Consider the following 18,997-nt stretch of genomic DNA (forward strand, 5'->3'; position numbering starts at 1 on the left):
TGGCTACACTCGCCGTGCGCCTTTTAGGAGTAGACCGCTCCTAAATGGCTTAAAACATTACGGCGGCTTCGCTCATCTTACTTGAGTTTTGCATGAAGTTAAGATATCTGTTTTTACATAACAGTGCGAACATGTTTGCGATGGCTACACTCGCCGTGCGCCTTTTAGGAGTAGACCGCTCCTAAATGGCTTAAAACATTACGGCGGCTTCGCTCATCGCTTCGAGTTTATACAAAAAGGAAAGGTCGCCCTTTTTGTATAAACTCTAAAATTCTATTCCTTTCACGGCTGGGATGCCTTCGTTGTAGTAGTGTTTTTCAGGTTCAATAACGGAGACGAGGTCCGCCAGCTCTTTAACTTCTTGCTTGGCACTTCTCCCTGTTATAACAAGGTGAACGTGTGAAGGTTTGTTTTCGATCAATTCAATCACTTCTTTAAAGGGTAAGACATCATCGATCGGAAACTTGTCAATGGCTAAAGCATTGTTTAATTCATCTAAAATAACTAAGTCATGCTCCCCGCTCATCACGGCTTCTTTTGCTTGGGGCCATGCTTTTTTTAAGGCTTCTCTATGTTCCTCTGGAGTTTTTGTCCATGTAAATCCTATCCCCAATTGAACCATTTCAACACCCAACTTTTTAAGGGCAATTTGTTCCCCATATGTCCTCTCTGGTGATTTAATAAATTGAAAGATTTTCACCTTAAACCCTCTACCAATTCCTCTTAAAGCTAACCCTAAAGCTGAAGTTGTTTTCCCTTTCCCGTTCCCAGTATATACAAGAGTTAAGCCTTGGCGTTTTTGTGATTCTTTACTCATGATAACCTCCTATTATTATAAGAGTAAGAAAGATTACTCTTTTTCTGAAATACCAGCTGAACTAAAAGTAGCCATTTCTTTTAGCATTAATGTGGCAGATTGAACAATGGGAAAGGCAATGGCTGCCCCAGTGCCTTCTCCTAATCTCAATCCTAAATTTAAAATTGGTTTCTTCCCTAATAATGTAATGGCTACCTCATGCCCTGGCTCTATTGATTGATGGCTAATGATCATATAATCAACCACTTGCTTTGAGATCGCTTTAGCAATTAATGCGGCAGTTGTACAAATAAACCCATCTACAAGAACCGGTATTCGATTCTCAGCTGCAGCAAGCATGGCACCTGTCATTCCAGCAATTTCAAGCCCTCCTACTTTGGCCAAAACATCTATAGGATCATCTGGATTTGGATCGCGCTGTTGTAATGCTTGTTTAATAACTTGAACTTTATGTATGTATTGTTCCGATGAGATACCTGTCCCATTACCAACTAATGAATTCACATCTTTGTTACTTAGTACAGCTAACACCGCACTACTAGCTGTTGTGTTTCCTATACCCATCTCACCAAGAATGAGACACTGTACTCCTCTTTTGACCATCTCTAACGCTTGAGAATAGCCTACTTCGATTGCCGCTTCTGCTTCTTCTCGACTCATGGCATCTTCCTGAGAAAAATTAGCTGTTCCGTACCGAATTTTTTTATTTACAAGACTGTTATGTTTAATGTCTGTAGTAACCCCTATGTCGATAATTTCAAGCATTGCGTCTATTTGTCTACTAAAGACATTAATAGCTGCACCACCACTTAGAAAATTGCGAACCATCTGTTCTGTAACAGCCTGCGGAAAAGCGGACACACCTTCAGCTGTAATCCCATGATCTGCAGCAAAAACGAGAACCCCTGGCTTAGTCACACTTGGAAAAACCTCATTCTTCATTTCTGCAAGTTGTATAACTAATTCTTCCAACCTTCCAAGACTTCCAACCGGTTTCGTTAAAGTGTTGATATATTCATAAACCCGTTTTCCCATATCTTTGTTTAGCTCTGGAATCCGATATTGCTTCATACTCTTTTCTCCTAATTAGCTTTATTTTCTAAACATTTTTCAATCCACTTCTCAACCATGTCTAGACACGATGCGAAATGAAAATGAGTGTAACCCGCCACTAGATTGTGTGTTACATAACCTTCCTTTTTTGACCCACGCATGCCTTTTGTTTCATAAGCATATGGGATATCTTCTTTTGCACTCTGAAAGGACGAATAATGAAATTCATGTCCTTTGGCTATCTGCTTTCCGAGTAGGTAATTATTGTTTTGTCCAGTGATCTCCCTGTAGCCGAGTGCAGCTAATTTGGATTGCATCTGTACATATCCTGGGATGACTCCTACCATTTCATGCTTCGTCTTTTCAGTCGTTTCAATGGCTTCTGTTAAATACATGAACCCCCCGCATTCAGCGAGTGTAGGCAAGCCATTTTCAATGGCAACTTTTATTGAACTTTTTGATTTAGAGCTTTTAGCTAGGTCCTGAGCAAATTCTTCAGGAAACCCTCCGCCAATATATAGCCCATCTACTTGTTCCGGTAGCGGTTCGTCGGCTAACGGAGAAAAATAAACAATTTCCACTCCATGAGCTTCCAAGATTTCTAGATTCTCAGGGTAATAGAAATTAAACGCTGCATCTTTTGCAACCGCAATCGTAACGAATGGCTTCCTCCTTCGTTCGAAAAGAGAAGAACTTTCCTTTCGTGTTATTGGCTCCGCTTTAGATAATTCAAGAAGTTTGTCCATATCAACCGTTTCAAGTATTAACTCTCCTAATTTATCAAAAAAAGGATCAAGTTCTCCTCTTTCAATAGAAGGAATGAGTCCTAGGTGACGCTCTGGGATTTCAATATCAAGTTCTCGTTTCAAGTAGCCGATGACAGGAACGTGACATTCTTGCTCTATTGCTGTCTTTACTAACTGAAAGTGACCTTCGCTACCCACTTTATTGGCGATAACCCCGACAATATTAGGCCCCTCTGCTAATAATTGAAACCCTTTTACAATAGCCGCTGCACTTCTGGCCATACTTGCACAATTTACTACTAGCAAGACCGGACTTTCCGTTATCATACTAATCTCAGCCGTACTACCTTCGTTTGTTTTTGGATTTTTTCCATCAAAAAAGCCCATAACGCCTTCTATGATGGAAATGTCAGCCCCTTGACTGCCATGAGAAAAAATGTCCAACACACTATTTTGCGAAAGCATCCAACTATCTAAGTTACGGGACGGGCGGTTCGTCACAGCTGTGTGGTAGGAAGGATCAATGTAATCTGGACCACACTTAAATCCCTGAACTATTAACCCTTGCTTTTTTAAAGCTGACATTAAACCAATTGTCAATGTTGTTTTACCAACCCCACTTCCGGTCCCCGCAATCACAATTCTTCGGTTTGATGACAAAGTCAATTCCTCCTTCTAAATTTCTTCTATTTGCAAAATCTGCATTAGTTTTTGACTCTTTCTAAATACTTTCTTATCGCTTTAAGTGTTGCATCATATACCATTTGCCCAATACCTTTTCCAACATCTGTACCAGACCCAGCATATGGTGTCTGCTTTCCATTCTGTGTTAGTGCTAACAATAGCGCATCGGTTGATGTTCCTGTAGCAATAGTATTAGAATCAGGGTCTTTTATTTGAAGTTCCTGCAAGGCCTTTACTTTTGCTTCTGTTGCAGACATATATCCATTTACAAGGGCACCGTCTGAGAAATTTGCATCGACAAAAACCATTGTATTAATTGTGCCGACTTTTGTCTTTCGGCTTTTCTTTGCTTCTGTCGTAATATCAACGGCATTTCCTACTCCAGCTGTAACGATAACTAGCATAGCAATTCCTTCTATTACTTTTTCTATCACAACCATATCCTTTAGCTTCACAGCCGTCATCATCCCAACAGCTTGTTCGTAAGGAATATCGTGAATTTCCATCCACATTCGTATATCCTGTTTAGGATTAGAGCAATCATAATTTTTCTTAACATGAAAATTACAAAAGTGGTTTACCCATTGTATACCTTCGCCTATCACACCATTTGATATCGTCCGTAGCGGCTTATCAAAACGAACATGAATGTACTGATCATTTTGCTCTATTTTATATAAATCTTTAAATAAGAAAGGTTCTTCGTGTAATGAGTGATTGGGTGTCATTAATAGCTGGGGTTTTGGTACAGTTGGGTGGGACTGCGTGTTCACCTCAACCTCATAAACTTTCTTTAATTGACCTTCTTTTCGTAATGTATTGACATCCCCGACATCAAGAAAAGCTCCATTATGAAGCAAAGCCATTCTGTCCGCGTAAAGTGAAGCTACATTTAAATCATGTAAAATAGCAAAGATTGTTAATCCCATTGATTGCTGACGCTCTTTTAAGAGATCGAGCATTTGAAACGTATGTTTAATATCTAGATGATTTGTAGGCTCATCTAAAAGTAAGAGTTCTGGTTCTTGTGCTAACGCTTTTGCTAATAAAACCCTTTGTTTTTCACCACCACTTATCATTCGAAATTGAGTTTTGCGATAATGGCTGACTTTCGTTATTTCCATTACTTCCTCAATGACTTGCCAATCCTTTTTTGATAATTGCTTTAATACCCCCTTCTGGTGCGGGTAACGGCCAAGACTGATAATCTCTTCAACTGTGAAATCAAAAGAGACATGAACTTCTTGTGATAGAACGGCTACTTTTTTTGCTTTTTCAAGCTTAGAGAGGGAGGAAATAGGTTTTCCGGATAATAGAATTTCTCCTTTTTTTATTGGCAGTTGTCCAGTTATTAATTTAAACAAGGTTGTTTTCCCACTACCATTTGGTCCGAGCAAAGCGAAAAACTCTCCCTTTTCAATCTCTAAATGTAACCCATTAATAATAGTGGTATTTGTGTAGCCTCCTACTAAATCTTCAATTTTAATCACTCCTATCCCCCCTCCCTATTCTTTCTCTGATTAATAATATTGCAAATACTGGTGCCCCTATTAGAGCTGTAATTACCCCAATTGGTAGTTCTTTTGGAGCTATTATGGTTCTAGCCACTAAGTCTGCAAGTATAAGAAATGATCCTCCTGCTAGAATGGATAACGGAAGTACATGCCTGTGATTAGGACCTGTTAAAAGACGAACTAAATGAGGGATGACAAGACCTACAAATCCTATAGATCCAGAAACGGCAACGGCTGCTCCCGTTAATAATGAAGCACCAATTAAAATATAGGTCTTTCCTTTTTTTACATCGACTCCGATGTGGTCTGCGGTGTTTTCTCCTAAAGCCAGTGCATTCAACTCCCTATAATGAATCAGCAGGATAAATGAGCCAATTAACATAAAAGGAACGATCAGTTGTACGTGGCTCCATCCCCTCATCCCAACACTGCCATATAACCAATAAATGATTTGTGTCATAGCATCTCTGTCGCCTAAGGAAATGATTAAAGAAGTAACAGCCCCAATAAAGGCACTAATAATAATTCCAGCAAGGATGATTGTTTCAATTGCCAAACCTCGGCTACTTAACCGAACGAGACCAAATACAACAAGCAATGTAACAAATCCACTGACTATTGCAACAACCGGCAAAGTAAAACTTCCTAAACCTACAATTGTCACTTGGAAGAACAAAACCGATACGGCTCCTAAAGCTGCTCCTGATGAGACACCAATTGTATATGGATCAGCAAGTGGATTACGCAAAAGCCCTTGAAAAGCTGCACCAGCTAGACCAAGTGAGGCACCTACGCAAAACGCAAGGAGAACCCTTGGCAAGCGAATATTCCAAATAATCATTTCCTCATTTCTTGGAACGTCCGCAAGCCATCCTAGATTCAAACTATTGTCTAACACAATATGTAAAATTGTGGGGATAGGAATGGTCACACTGCTTACTAATAAGCCAAGGAGGGTTGTACCAAGTACAAACCCTCCGCTTACTATATATAACCAAACAACTTTATTTCTTAAATACTTCTGGGTAAATGAGTTCTGCAAGTGTTTCCACTCCTTCGATTAAACGAGGACCAGGTCTGGTTACTGTATCATTATCAACATCAAATACTTGTTCATTTTGAACAGCAGGTACCTCAGCCCATCCATCACGTGCAAGAACGTCACCGCTAGGATTATCTACATAATAACCGTACGTAGTAATAATGACATCCGGATTTAACTGAACAATTTCTTCTTCTGTTAAACTAACCCAGCCTTCATGATCCTCCGCTGCATTCACTGCTTGGATAGACTCAAGCATCTCGTGCATAAATGTATTTTGTCCTGTTGTAAAAATATCAGGAGCTGGTGAAACTTCAACCCAAACTTTTTTCTTATCTGTAATAGATTCTTCTGCTTGTTCTTTAATAGCTTCATGACGCTCTTTCATATCAGAAATGATTTCTTCTGCTACAGTCTGACTTCCAGTTGCTGTAGCGATCATATCAATCTTGTTATATACATCCTCAAAAGATGAAGCACTTCCAACGACAACGACATTAATACCAGCTTCTTCAAATTGCTCAAGAATTTCTGGGTGCGTGTTGTAATGATAATCAGTTACGAGAGCAATATCCGGCAATAGAGTTAGAATAAGTTCTGCATTCATATCTTGAGCGCCAACTTTTTCAATGTCTAGAACTTCCGCAGGGTAATTACAATAATCAGACACTCCAATAACTTTATCTCCTAATCCTAATGCAAAAGAAACCTCTGTATTACTAGCTTGAATCGAAACAATCGTTTCAGGTTCTGATTCAATTGTTATTTCTCGGTCCGCATCATCAACAAACGTTACAGGAAAGAGCCCTTCACTCTCTTCTTCAGCCGCTTGCTCTTCTTGATCTGCATTCACCTCATCTTGAGTATTTTGCTCTGTTGTTCCACAGCCTGTAATAATAGCCATCGTAAACAATAGTACAAGACCTACAAGACCCCACTTTTTCAAAAATTCACTAATCATTTCTCTTTCCCCCTTTAATTTTGAGCACAAAAAAACGCTATTCCCAATGGAAAAAGCGTGAATGTAAAAGGCACGTATGTAGACTTCTTACTAATATATAACAGAGTAGAAACCTACTCTAATAAGTAAAATACCTGTGCTTTAAACATTCCTTTCCTCGAGGAAGCTTAATATTACAAATAGGCAGGTCTCCTGACTTACGAATCACCGTAGGTTATCCTTCCCATGTGATTACACACAGTGGATTTTAGTTAACCATCCTCATCGTTTACAGTGGCGGGACCGTGTTGGATTTACACCAACTTCCCTCTTAGTCTTGAATATCAGAAAACCTGAACATTCAAGAAACCTATTTTATCTAATATTCATTTTTTGCTCTAGAAGTTATTATAATAAAGTTCTCATGCCTTGTAAATTAATTATTTATTTTGTCGAAATTACTTCAAAGTCTTTCATTCTCTCCCCATTTATTTTGAAAAATGAGAGGATCCAAATTTTTTCTTTCTTCCCATTTTGACGTTTCAAGGATTGGTTTATCTGGATATTCATCGGTATATCCAATTGTTAAAAGTGCTATAGGATCAATATGTGGCGGAATTTCTAATATATCGCGTACATCTTGTTTTTTATAAAAACTAACCCAACCTAGTGCCAATCCTTCTACACACGCTGCTAACCACATATTTTGAATAGCACAAGCAGTAGACAGTTGATCTGTTTCAGGAATAGAATTGCGTCCTAAGACATGAGACCCTCCTCTGGTCGGGTCACACGTTACACAAATTGTTAAGGGCGATTCTTTTATCCCTTCAATTTTCAAATTTAAAAAATGAGATTGTTTCGCTTCTTGTTCTTCATAATGAATTGCAAGAGCCCGTCTTTCTTTATCTGCTGCCCAGGCAAGACGCTCTTTAACCGCTTGAGACGTAATCATAATAAAATTCCATGGTTGCATAAATCCAACTGATGGGGCATGGTGCGCCGCATTAAGAAGGTTATATATTGATTCTTCAGGAATAGGCGTTGGTTGAAATGTTCGAATATCTCGTCTTTTATAGATAACTTTATACAATGCTTTCTTTTCTTCTTCGGTAAACATTTGGCTCCTCCAGATCGTTTATTTCGTTAAAGCGCGCCTGTCTCACTGTTCAACTAGATTGTGTACCAATAACCGTGTATAAGGGTGTTTTACCTGTCGTAGATCCCAATCACTAAAAATTTCTATAATTTCACCTTGATACATAACAGCTACTCGATCACACAGCTTTTTTGTCGATTCAAGATCATGAGTAATAAATAAATACGATATCTGTTCTTTTTTTTGGATGTCCTTTAACATGTTTATTATAGATGCTTGAGATTCTCTATCTAAACTAGCAATCGATTCATCAAATATAATAAGATCAGGTTGTACTGCTAAAGCCTTTGCAATACACACGCGCTGTTTTTGTCCTCCACTTAATTGAGCTGGGTACCGTGATAAGTAAGAATGGTCAAGACCTACTAGGTTCAACAATTTTAACACTAATCTTTCCAACTCTGCTTTTTGTTCCTGAAAATAATTATGAATAGGTTCTTTCAGAATTTCTTCTACACGCATTTTTGGATGTAAGGAAGTAGATGAGTCTTGTAATACTAGTTGGATGCGTTTATAAATTGCTAAATCTGTCATCTGTTTTCCATATATAGATTGACCATCTAATAGAATTTGTCCTGTTGATACAGTTTCCAACTTCATAATTAATTTTGCTACTGTACTTTTTCCACTACCGCTTTCTCCAACAAGTGCCAGACTTTCTCCTTTATTTAAACTCAGATTAACTTCTTTAACAGCTTTAAATTTGGGATTAGCTCCAAACCACGTTTTTATATTTGCTCTAGATGGATATTCCTTTGTTACATAGCATAACTCAAGTAGACTCATGTCACAACTACTCCTTGACACATTTGTACGACTCGATCTGCGAATCTATTTACACTTTTATGATCATGTGAAATGAGTAAAATCGTCAACTCAAACTCATGCTGAATCTTCTTAAGTAAGGATAAAACTTTGTCTCTATTTATGACATCAAGAGCTGTTGTTGGTTCATCAGCAATTAAGATCTTTGGACGTAAACTTAACATCATGGCTAATAAAACCCTTTGACGCATCCCCCCGCTTAATTCAAATGGATAAGAGGATAGAATATGTTTAGGATCTGTAAATCCAACTTGACTTAAAAGATTATGTAAATAAAGCTCTATATCTTTTTTTAACCATTCCTTCTTTTGCTTTATTGTTTCTATCATCTGTTTCTTTACAGTACAGATTGGGTTTAAACCATTTAATGAATGTTGAATTAATAAAGCTATCTCTTCACGACGGAGCTGTTGCCAAGCTTTATTATCATAATGGAGGATATCTTCACCTTTGTAGACAATATGACCATTAGTTACTTTAAAATTTGTTTCCAACAAACCAACAATCGCTTGAGAAGTCAGACTTTTTCCACAGCCACTTGGACCCGTTAACGCAACCATTTCAGCTGGATACAATTGAAACGACACATCATAAATTACCGGACTACACTTACTAGCTTCATAATAGGATATTTCTAAGTTTTCAACGTTTAATAAAGGGGCTTTGTATGTAATCATCTTACACCTCTTTTCAGATTGATTCTTCCAACTTTCTATACCGATCACTGAGTAATTGACACGATAATACGAAGAACATAATGGCAAGACCTGGAAAGATCATAACATGTGGAGCAATTTGAAAATATGAGGTTGCATCGTGCAGCATTACACCCCATTCTGGAATTGGTGGCTGAGTTCCTAAACCTAAAAAAGATAGTCCTGCAATTAGCAGAACAATCCTCCCCATATCCAAAGCTCCAAAAACAAGGATTGGTGAAAGAATTTGAGGAAGGATGTAACGCTTCATAATTTGTATATGTGAATTCCCAGACATTCGGGCCGAGACAATATAATCTTCCTTAGTAATTTTTATAACTAGACTACGAATGAGACGAACATAGTCAGCCCAGCGCACCATAATGATCGCTACAACCATATTAAAAAACCCCGGTCCTAATAGACCCACAATAGCGATAATTAGTACAATGTCTGGGAACGCAAGAGTCCCATCAATCATCCTCATGAAAATATGGTCCGTACGACCACGCACATAACCAGTTAAAAGTCCTATAGGCAGACTAATCACCCCAGTGAAAATCATGATGAAAAATGATGCTGATACGGTTATTCTAATTCCATAAATAATCCGTGTTAATATACAACGCCCTAAATGATCTGTTCCAAACGGGTAATTCCAACTCGGAGGTGATAGTCTACTAGAAAGATTAATAGCCAATGGATCGTGAGGAGAAATCCACGGTGCAAAAAGACCGATTAGAATAATACTTATAAGAAATCCAATTCCAAAAAATAAGCGTAAATTTGTTTGCAGGTTCTCTTTCATTGGTTTTCCTCCTAACCGGCTCTTAAACGTGGGTCTAAGATTACATAAATCATATCGACAAGAATATGGATGGAAACAAATAAAAATGAAGCAAATATCACATACCCTTGAATGACTGGATAATCACGAAGGGAAATAGCTTCAATAATATATCTCCCTAAACCGGGCCAGGAAAAGATAGACTCTATAATGATGCTACCGCCTAACATAAAAGCAAAGCTCGTCCCTAGCATTGTTACAATGGGCAAGAAAGCATGTTTTAAAACTTGAAATAAGAGAATGCGACTCTTGGATATCCCCCTTGCCTTTGCTGCTTTTACAAAGGTTTGATTCATTAACTCAAGCATATTGGCACGTAATAAACGGGCATAGATGGTACCCATACCAAGGCCAAGTGTAATAGATGGCAAGACAAGATTCTGCCAGTTTCCCCTTCCCATAGAAGGGAACCAACCAAACTGTACAGAAAAAAAGTAAATTAATATAAAGGCTAACCAAAAGGAGGGAATGGCTGATCCTAATAAGGCCATAAATTGACCAATTCTATCAAAATATCCATTAGAATAAATTGCAGTACCAATACCTAAAATGAATGTGATAGATACCATAACAAGCAAACCAGCAATCGCTAACTCTAAGGTAGCAGGCAACCTTCTTAACAATTCATCAACCACAGGTTCTTTTGAAACATATGAGATCCCCCACTGTCCAGTAAAAACATCCATTAACCATTGAATATATTGAGTCCATAATGACTCCGTTAACCCTAGTTCTATTCGTAAGTCTGTCAAAGCTTTTTCAGTAACGGGTACATCATTCATTGAAAGTATAATAGAAGCTGGATCACCTGGGGACAACCTTAATAGAATAAAAGTAAAAGTAGATACACTAAACATGACCAATAATAATTGAAAGATCCGTTCAAAACAAAAGCGAATCATCTCAGCTTTCACCCATTATTCATTCACATCAATTTGTGAATGTATATAGTAATACTCAATAGGGTTAGGAGTAAACCCTTGTACTTCATTCTTCACACCAAAAATCGTCTTTGGATGAACGATAAATGATTGCGGAAGATCTGCATTAATCGTTTCTTGTGCTTGTACAGCTAATTGGTTTCGGCTTTCTATCTCCGTTGTCTCGTTTAATTGATCGAGCATAGTATCCAAAGAATTTGAAACATAGTGGCTAACATTTGATTGACTATCAGAACGATAGAAAACATTTAAAAAATATTGTGGGTCACCAGTATGTGCTGTTAACATGCTATACATTGATAAATCCCAATCTTCCTTACCTAAAGCATCATCAATATTTTCAACTTGACGAATGTTAACCTTAATTCCTTCAGTTGCTAATCTACTTTGTATAATTTCAGCCATTACAGAAAGTTCGGGTCGTTGCGGAAAAGATAACATCGTCACTTCAAACGGATTTCCCTCTTTTTCCCAAGTGCTATTACTATTTTTCTTCCAACCGTCTTGTGTCAGTAATTGTTCGATCGACTCCTCGCCTTCATTTCGTTCCACTTTCCCAAAAGGAAGTATATCTGAAAATGGACTGTTTGCTACTGTACCCTGTCCTAGCATGACCGAATTTACAATTTCTTCACGTGGAATAGCTTTATCAATCACTTTTCGATGATTTTCTTCCTTAAACAAAGGAGAATTCATATTATAAAGAAGCATATGCGTTCGTAGCGATGGAGCTGTTAACACTTTAATATTGTCGTCATGATCTAATAAGGAAATAGTATCAATCGGAATATCTGTTGTAGCGTCTACCTCCCCAGATTGCAACGCCATTAATCTCGTATTTCCATCAGATATATATTTGATTTTCACTTCTGATAATAGTGCTTGCTCTCCCCAGTAGTTGTCATAGCTCTCTACAAGGAGTGATTCATCTTTGTTAAATTGTTTTACCTTAAATGCCCCTGTGAGAGCAGGAAAGATATTAGCCTCTTCCATTGATGTTACATCAACAATCATAGTAGAAGGGTCAGCAAGATGAGCAATCAACGCTGAGTTAGGAATGCTAGTTACGATTTTTAATTCATCTGCTGCCAATACTTCAATTTCTTCTATTTGCAATAAATCATTTGCTCTTTGATTTTTCTCTAATGACCTTAACAATGACCCTTTAACACTATTTGCGTCCATCATATTGCCATTATGAAATCTCACTTGTTCCTCAAGCATAAATATCCATGTTGTTTCATTTTCTCGTTTCCATTCTTTTGCCAACCAAGGTGTTGGCTCTAATTGGTCGTTTAGCCTGATCAATGTTTCCCCCGTGCCTGAGCGCATTACTTCCCAACTATCACTGCCATGTGGATCAAGACTTGCCGGACTCCATGGGAAAGCAACTGTCATTGTTTTATAAGCAGCTGTATCTATAGATACATTTGACCCTGCACATCCAGTCACTCCAAAAATAAATAAAAATAGTGTTGCTATAGCTACTGTAATATGATTTTTACTACCTTTCATCCTATATCCTCCATGAAGTTAATAACACCTTACGTGATCACTATTTCGTTACAGCCATACTGTTTTTTCTTTAAAAGGTGTACGTTTTTTATTCTTTTCTTCTTCTAGCTCTTTCTTATCTGGGTAACCTATAAAGACCATCCCTATCATTTTCTTATTTTCAGGTGCACCTATAAACTTATGTAAACGGTTATCATGAACGAGACCAACTCCTCTCGTTCTCCAGACAAAGCCAAGATTTAACTCTTGTGCCGCTAGCCACATTGAATGAATAGCACAACATACGGCATATTCATTATCTTTTGAATCTGCTTCTTTCGGAAGGATGTCAGAGGTTACAGCGATCATAACGGGCGTTTGTTTCACAACTTTAATTGAACTCTCTACTAAATGAGGTTTCGTTGGAAAGCGCTCCTGTAAATATTCAAATGCTAGTTGTTCATATCTGGTTTTAGCCTCGCCTTGAATAACAAAGAAGCTCCAGGGTTCGCGCATTCGGTCATTTGGAGCCAATGTAGCCGCTTCTAGCAGCCTCTCTATTTTTTCACGCTCTACTTCTTTATTTTCATAATTTCGAATAGCTCGCCTTGATTGCAAAAGTTCAAATACGTTCATTTTTTACCACTCCTAATAAACCATTTCAATTCCTTCTTGTTTAATACGGAATAACAGCGACCGATATCGTTACATTGCCTGATTTCTTCTTAGTGAGAGAAAGAGACTCTGCCCCACTATATAAACGTGCAGCAGGTTCACTCACTCCGTAGGCTCCAGTAAATTTATACACTGTCTCTGATGGATCATCGATTTGCACACGATTTAGTTCTTCCGCTGAATAACAAGTAAAGTCCCAATTGTATTTTTGGGAAACCGCAAGTAACCCTTCCTCGTCCTTTTTCAGGTCAATCGAGCAAATGGCTTTCACACTTTTAATTGAAAAATTTAATTCATCTAGCGTTTCGTGTATAACCTGATCAACCTCCTCCATTGACGTACCTCTGTTACACCCCATACCAATCACGATTACCTTTGGACGATAGAGTACGCCATTATTTAATATTTCTTTTTCGTTATCACCCAAATTTCTATGAGTTACAACTAGAGCTGCGTTCGGTTTAGCTTCTATAGCTTCTTCAATCGTATTATATACTTTGATCGTCTCCGGGAGAGGTCGATCGTAATTCCACCATTCTTTTTCCCCAGATTCCTGAACCACAGCTACTTGTTCTTCATTTACGACTGATGCACTGACCGGAGTCAGTTTTTCTCCCGATTCCCAAACCCAACCAAATCTCTTGCCGAATAAGTCAACAGGGATTGTTTTTTGAACATCCGAAGCTGTTGTGATCACTGGTGTTGCACCGAGTAGCTGAGCGACTTCCTTTGTTAATTCATTCGCTCCACCTAGATGTCCAGACAACACACTAATCACATGCTCTCCTTTATCATCAATGACAACAACAGCAGGATCTGTTTTTTTATCTTTTAAAAGAGGGGCAATCATTCGAACAACTGCACCTAATGATACAATCATAATGATGCCTTTATAAGTCTGAAAAAGGGATGGCAAAAGAAGTCGTACATTTCCTTCAAAAAGGGTTATATTTCGGGGCTTTTCATCACCTCTTTCAAATTTGCTCATATAAAATAAATCCGTTTGATGAAAGTTCGCATGAAAGTCTCGTGCAAGCTCCACTCCATGCTTTGTAATAGCTACAACTGCATACGTACTATTTTGCTCCAGAGCAACTTGCTTTCCTTCTTCTAAAACGAGGGTCATTGTTTCACTCCTTTCCGAAATCCGTGAGTAAATTCTTTATCATAAAGTTTCGATTTAAAATCTTTTTGATGTATATCTTTATCTAGTGCCCATCCTGCTAGAATCATCGCTTGCTTTCTAATTCCATATGTACGCATATCTTCATCCAAATTCTCAAGGGTTGAACGCACGACTTTTTGATCTGGCCACGTGGCCTTATACACAACCCCAACTGGAGTTTCCTTACTCCAGCCTGCCGCCAAAAATTCTTTAACAATCTTCTTCGTTAACGTAGCACTTAAAAATAAAGCAACGGTACAATGATGTTTCGCTAAATCTCTTAGTTTTTCTCTTTCAGGTACAGGTGTACGCCCTTCTGCACGTGTTAATATCACCGTCTGAGTTAGTTCAGGAATGGTTAACTCAGCACCTAAAGCAGCGGCAGAAGCAAAAACAGAACTAACTCCTGGAATAATTTCCACATTCACGTCCCTTTTATTTAAAAGAGCGATTTGTTCCATAATCGCTCCGTAAACAGCAGGATCACCTGTGTGAACGCGAACGACTTTCTTCCCAACACTAGCACGCTCAACCATTACTTGTACCATTTCTTCAAGATGCATCCCTGCTGTTTTAATGATCTCAGATTCAGGCTTTGCTCGTTCTATTAATTCCTCGCTAACTAGTGAATCTGCATATAGGACAACATCAGCTTCTTGTAATAATTTCAAGCCTTTTACCGTAATGAGATCTGGATCTCCAGGACCTGCACCAATAATTGTAATATTCATTATTTTCTCACCACCATTAATGTTAAGTACTCCAGCTCGGCTCTTTCCAATTCTTGAATATCCCAAACAACCTCTTCATCAGACGTCACCTTAGTTACGACTGAAGCTTTATCCAGTAGATCAAGTTCACGTAATACCTTAAGCATCAATTCCATAACCTTTGCTACTTTAATAAAAACTACACATTCATGATCAATTATCGCTTTTTTCATAGCTTCATAGTCGTCTCTCGCTGGGATGATTGCAATATGGTCATCCCCTTCTGCCAGTGCAATCCCAAGTCGTGAAGCTGCACCATTTATTGACGAAATTCCTGGCACTGTCTTGATGGTAACTTCTGGATGTTTTTTTTTCATTAAGTTCATCATATGAATAAAAGTACTATATAGAAGTGGGTCACCTTCCGTCACAAAGGCAACGTCTTTACCTATTTTCAAATACTGCCAGACTTGCTCAACGGTATTGGACCATTCACGTTCTAAAATAGCTGGATCTTTTGTCATTGGGAACACAAGGCCTAACATCTCTTTTTCCCCTGGTGTTATGTATACATCAATAATACGATGAGCATAGCTTTTGCTCCCTTTTCTTTTTTTCGGATAAGCGATCACATCTGATTCTTTCAACTTACGAAAAGCTTTTATCGTCAATAGTTCTGGATCTCCTGGTCCTACTCCTAAACCATATAATGTTCCAATCATTATGACTCCCCTTCCTTATGCTTTGCTGTAATGATATAGATAGGATTTAACGCATCAAACCGTGTAAGATTTAAAATCGGTTTGCTTCTTGAAATTTGGGCAAGGGTAATATTTGTTTCAAAGCCATTGTTTTTAAACTGCTCAACTGCTTGCATTAAGTTTTCAATGGTGACAGCATTTAATACAATTCTTCCTCCCTTTTTTAACCGGGAACAACACGTTGCTATAATATCGTCCATACTACCAGCCGTTCCTCCAATAAAAATTGCATCAGGATCTGAGAACGAATCTAGATGGTCAGGAGCTTTTCCTTGGACCGCTGTGAAATCTGTTCTAAATTTCAGCTGATTTAGTCGACAATTTTCTAAATCATGTTCATTTTTTTCAATCGCAAACACTTGTCCTTCTTTAGCTATTAGACAAGCTTCAATCGCAACGGAGCCTGTGCACGTTCCAATATCCCAAACCGTACTAGTTTCACTAAGGTTTAAAGCCATTAAACTAAGTACCCTGATTTCTTTTTTTGTCAGCAAGCCTTTTTCAGGTTTTCTTTGATGAAATTCCTCATCGTCAATTCCCATACTCCACGTTTTTCCTTCAGCTTTCTTTTGAAGAATGACCACATTCAGAGAGGAGAACTCCTTTGTCTCCAGTTCCTCCAGTTCATAAAAAGCGCAACGTTCTGTTTCACTCCCGAGATTTTCGGCAACAAATACTCGGTATTCAGTCATACCAAATGAACGTAAATAACGAGCAATTGCTGCAGGATGATTCTTTTCATCCGTTAAAAGCGCTATTTTTTCACGGCCATTAATACGTTGAGCAAGTCCATTCATGCTTCTTCCATGAACGCTTGTCACATAAGCATCCTGCCAGCGTTCATTTATTCTACTAAAAGCAAGTTGAATCGAACTAAGATAAGGATAAATTTCAACATCTAACTTCTTAGCCATATAGCTTCCAACTCCATAGAACAAAGGGTCACCCGATGCTAACACCACGACTTTTTTTGTTTCTTCCTTTAAAAAGGTAACAAGATCTGATAAACGACCTTTAATGACTTTTTTCTCACCCGGATAATCCGGAAAGAAAGATAATTGCCTTTGACCACCTACTAATACTTCACTTTCATAAATCCATTTCTCATAAATGGGAAGAAGACTCTGTCTCCCCTCATCACCTATCCCAATAACCTTAATCTTTTCTATCATCAATACCTGCCTTCCCAAGAAACGCACCCTTCATTGAGTACAAACTTGTTTCAATGAAAATTCCTCCACCAACTTCTTTTAATCCTGCTCGGCAGCAATAGCTACAAAGAATCTCAAAAAATTTTTCACAACCATGTTCAAGCATTAGGTCCCCAACCTGCGATGCTGTGTTTGCATTAACAATCTTTCCAAGTAACTCCTCATCCGTTACACCCGCATCACGCGCAACACTCTCTAAGAAATTGAAATCAACTGGAGCGCTTTTAGAATGAACCATCATCACACCTTGTGCTACTTTTGAAAACTTCCCCATCATACCAACCAAGGATACTGTTTTCACACCTTGTTTCTTACATTGCTTCAAAGTAAATCCAACAAAATCCCCCATTTCGATAAAAGCTTCTTCCGGAAGGTTAGGATATTGCTGCATTCCATACTTCTCACTTCGTCCACCTGTTGATATGACGACATGGTCACAGTTGCTTGATTTTGCCACACTAATCGCTTGAACAATACTCGCCATATAAGCAGAACTAGAAAACGGGATCACTGTCCCCCTTGTCCCTAAAATAGAGATTCCGCCAATAATTCCAAGCCGCTTATTAAGTGTCTTTTCTGCTAGCTTTTCTCCCTCAGGTACAGAAATAATAATAGTAATGCCTTGTCGAATCCCATATGCATGTAGTATTTCTTTGGCCGTTTCATGAATCATTTTTCGCGGGACTGGATTGATAGCCGCCTCCCCAACCGGTACTGGAAGCCCGTCCTTTGTTACACGCCCAACTCCAATCCCTCCATCAAGTGTTATTCCAGGTTTGTCAGCCCAGCTCACCCTTGCTTTAATTAATGCACCATGAGTAGCATCCGGGTCATCACCTGCATCTTTAACCGTTCCAGCTTCCGCAAAATCAGACCCTACAATACAACTTTCCATTTCAAAGGTAGCAAATTTTCCAACCGGTAAGAAAATCTTTGCAGTAAGTTGCTCTTCACCAGTAATTAGAGCAACAAGTGCTGCCTTTGTTGTGGCAGTAGCACATGCGCCTGTTGTATAACCCGACCGCATTTGTTTTTTGTCTTTCTTTTTTGCTTTCGTGTCCATCTCTTATGCCTTTTCAGCTAAAAGTGAAATTGCGTTTAGTGCTGCAACTGTGATCGTACTACCGCCTTTTCTTCCGACATTTGTGATAAAAGGCACATCTAATTTGGCTAACTCTTCCTTTGATTCAGGAGCTGATACAAATCCAACCGGCAATCCAATTACTAAGCTTGGTTTGGCGATTCCTTCTTTAATTAAACGAATCAATTCTAGTAAGGCCGTTGGTGCATTCCCAATCGCAAAAATTCCACCCTCAAATTGTTGGATCGCTTTTCTCACGGAGATAATCGCTCGAGTCGTGTTTAAACGTTTCGCCTCTTCCATAACATCAGGGTCGGAAATATAGACATTCACACTTCCACCGTATTTTTCAATTCTTCCTTTGCTGACCCCACTTAGAATCATTTGTACGTCAGCATAAACTTGTTCGCCATTACGAATCGCTTCAATCCCTGCTTGTATTGCTTTATCATGAAACAACATACTGTGACCTAATTCAAAATCAGCTGATGCATGAACCACTCGTTGCACTACTTTGTATTCTTCTTGTGTAAAGTCGTGGTCCCCAAACTCTTCATCAATCATGTTAAAACTTTTCCCCTCAATTTCCTGAGGTTGTACCGTTAATGGTTTAAAATCCGTATGAAAATCCATTCTA

General features: G+C 38.5%; 19 protein-coding genes and 1 riboswitch. All 19 genes read right to left on the reverse strand.

Going from position 1 to position 18,997, the window contains the following annotated elements; translation table 11 throughout:
* Positions 1 to 265 precede the first annotated feature (265 nt).
* The 19 genes from cobO to SAY88_RS07190 all read right to left on the reverse strand — a co-directional run bounded on the left by cobO (position 266) and on the right by SAY88_RS07190 (position 18,993).
* Complete coding sequence (gene cobO, locus SAY88_RS07100) at positions 266 to 817, reverse strand: cob(I)yrinic acid a,c-diamide adenosyltransferase (RefSeq protein WP_332630524.1); 552 nt, start codon at positions 815 to 817, stop codon at positions 266 to 268.
* Between the two features lie 33 nt (positions 818 to 850).
* A complete protein-coding gene (cobT, locus tag SAY88_RS07105) occupies positions 851 to 1,888 on the reverse strand; it encodes a nicotinate-nucleotide--dimethylbenzimidazole phosphoribosyltransferase (RefSeq protein WP_332630525.1) in 1,038 nt (345 codons plus the stop codon).
* Positions 1,889 to 1,899: 11 nt separating this feature from the next.
* Positions 1,900 to 3,276 (reverse strand): cobyrinic acid a,c-diamide synthase CobB, encoded by a 1,377-nt coding sequence (locus tag SAY88_RS07110; protein WP_332630526.1) that lies wholly within the window; start codon positions 3,274 to 3,276, stop codon positions 1,900 to 1,902.
* 44 nt (positions 3,277 to 3,320) lie between these two features.
* Entirely contained in the window at positions 3,321 to 4,790 is a 1,470-nt protein-coding gene (locus SAY88_RS07115) for an adenosylcobinamide amidohydrolase (protein ID WP_332630527.1), read from the reverse strand.
* Positions 4,783 to 5,856 (reverse strand): FecCD family ABC transporter permease, encoded by a 1,074-nt coding sequence (locus tag SAY88_RS07120; protein ID WP_332630528.1) that lies wholly within the window; start codon positions 5,854 to 5,856, stop codon positions 4,783 to 4,785. Before SAY88_RS07120 ends, SAY88_RS07115 begins: the two co-directional genes overlap by 8 nt.
* Positions 5,819 to 6,817: an ABC transporter substrate-binding protein gene (locus tag SAY88_RS07125; RefSeq protein ID WP_332630529.1), complete on the reverse strand. Its 999-nt coding sequence runs from the start codon at positions 6,815 to 6,817 to the stop codon at positions 5,819 to 5,821. Before SAY88_RS07125 ends, SAY88_RS07120 begins: the two co-directional genes overlap by 38 nt.
* Positions 6,818 to 6,982: 165 nt before the next feature.
* A riboswitch (cobalamin riboswitch) is annotated at positions 6,983 to 7,180 on the reverse strand.
* A gap of 79 nt (positions 7,181 to 7,259) precedes the next feature.
* Positions 7,260 to 7,916 carry a 5,6-dimethylbenzimidazole synthase gene (gene bluB, locus SAY88_RS07130; RefSeq protein WP_332630531.1) on the reverse strand — a complete coding sequence of 219 codons (657 nt, stop codon included), beginning with the start codon at positions 7,914 to 7,916 and terminating at the stop codon, positions 7,260 to 7,262.
* Positions 7,917 to 7,958: 42 nt separating this feature from the next.
* The gene (locus SAY88_RS07135) at positions 7,959 to 8,741 is read right to left on the reverse strand and encodes an ABC transporter ATP-binding protein (protein WP_332630533.1); all 783 of its coding nucleotides are present in this window, start codon (positions 8,739 to 8,741) and stop codon (positions 7,959 to 7,961) included.
* Positions 8,738 to 9,457 carry an ABC transporter ATP-binding protein gene (locus SAY88_RS07140; protein ID WP_332630535.1) on the reverse strand — a complete coding sequence of 240 codons (720 nt, stop codon included), beginning with the start codon at positions 9,455 to 9,457 and terminating at the stop codon, positions 8,738 to 8,740. The genes SAY88_RS07135 and SAY88_RS07140 overlap by 4 nt, the downstream gene beginning before the upstream one ends.
* Before the next feature lie 13 nt (positions 9,458 to 9,470).
* Positions 9,471 to 10,283 carry a nickel transporter permease gene (nikC, locus tag SAY88_RS07145; RefSeq protein ID WP_332630537.1) on the reverse strand — a complete coding sequence of 271 codons (813 nt, stop codon included), beginning with the start codon at positions 10,281 to 10,283 and terminating at the stop codon, positions 9,471 to 9,473.
* Between the two features lie 11 nt (positions 10,284 to 10,294).
* Positions 10,295 to 11,224: a nickel ABC transporter permease gene (gene nikB / locus SAY88_RS07150; protein WP_332630539.1), complete on the reverse strand. Its 930-nt coding sequence runs from the start codon at positions 11,222 to 11,224 to the stop codon at positions 10,295 to 10,297.
* Between the two features lie 15 nt (positions 11,225 to 11,239).
* The gene (locus SAY88_RS07155) at positions 11,240 to 12,778 is read right to left on the reverse strand and encodes an ABC transporter substrate-binding protein (protein WP_332630541.1); all 1,539 of its coding nucleotides are present in this window, start codon (positions 12,776 to 12,778) and stop codon (positions 11,240 to 11,242) included.
* A gap of 48 nt (positions 12,779 to 12,826) precedes the next feature.
* Positions 12,827 to 13,393: a nitroreductase family protein gene (locus SAY88_RS07160; protein WP_332630543.1), complete on the reverse strand. Its 567-nt coding sequence runs from the start codon at positions 13,391 to 13,393 to the stop codon at positions 12,827 to 12,829.
* A gap of 40 nt (positions 13,394 to 13,433) precedes the next feature.
* Positions 13,434 to 14,558, reverse strand: a complete 1,125-nt coding sequence (locus SAY88_RS07165; protein WP_332630544.1) for a cobalt-precorrin 5A hydrolase — start codon at positions 14,556 to 14,558, stop codon at positions 13,434 to 13,436.
* A complete protein-coding gene (gene cobM, locus SAY88_RS07170; RefSeq protein ID WP_332630545.1) occupies positions 14,555 to 15,328 on the reverse strand; it encodes a precorrin-4 C(11)-methyltransferase in 774 nt (257 codons plus the stop codon). The genes SAY88_RS07165 and cobM overlap by 4 nt, the downstream gene beginning before the upstream one ends.
* Positions 15,328 to 16,029, reverse strand: coding sequence for a precorrin-2 C(20)-methyltransferase (cobI, locus tag SAY88_RS07175; RefSeq protein WP_332630546.1), 702 nt, complete (start codon positions 16,027 to 16,029; stop codon positions 15,328 to 15,330). Before cobI ends, cobM begins: the two co-directional genes overlap by 1 nt.
* Positions 16,029 to 17,240: a precorrin-6y C5,15-methyltransferase (decarboxylating) subunit CbiE gene (gene cbiE / locus SAY88_RS07180; RefSeq protein WP_332630549.1), complete on the reverse strand. Its 1,212-nt coding sequence runs from the start codon at positions 17,238 to 17,240 to the stop codon at positions 16,029 to 16,031. The genes cobI and cbiE overlap by 1 nt, the downstream gene beginning before the upstream one ends.
* A complete protein-coding gene (locus SAY88_RS07185) occupies positions 17,224 to 18,342 on the reverse strand; it encodes a cobalt-precorrin-5B (C(1))-methyltransferase (RefSeq protein ID WP_332630551.1) in 1,119 nt (372 codons plus the stop codon). Before SAY88_RS07185 ends, cbiE begins: the two co-directional genes overlap by 17 nt.
* A gap of 3 nt (positions 18,343 to 18,345) precedes the next feature.
* The gene (locus tag SAY88_RS07190; RefSeq protein ID WP_332630553.1) at positions 18,346 to 18,993 is read right to left on the reverse strand and encodes a precorrin-8X methylmutase; all 648 of its coding nucleotides are present in this window, start codon (positions 18,991 to 18,993) and stop codon (positions 18,346 to 18,348) included.
* Positions 18,994 to 18,997 lie beyond the last annotated feature (4 nt).

The sequence above is a fragment of the Halalkalibacter flavus genome, assembly GCF_036663575.1.
GTDB lineage: Bacteria > Bacillota > Bacilli > Bacillales > Bacillaceae_D > Halalkalibacter > Halalkalibacter flavus.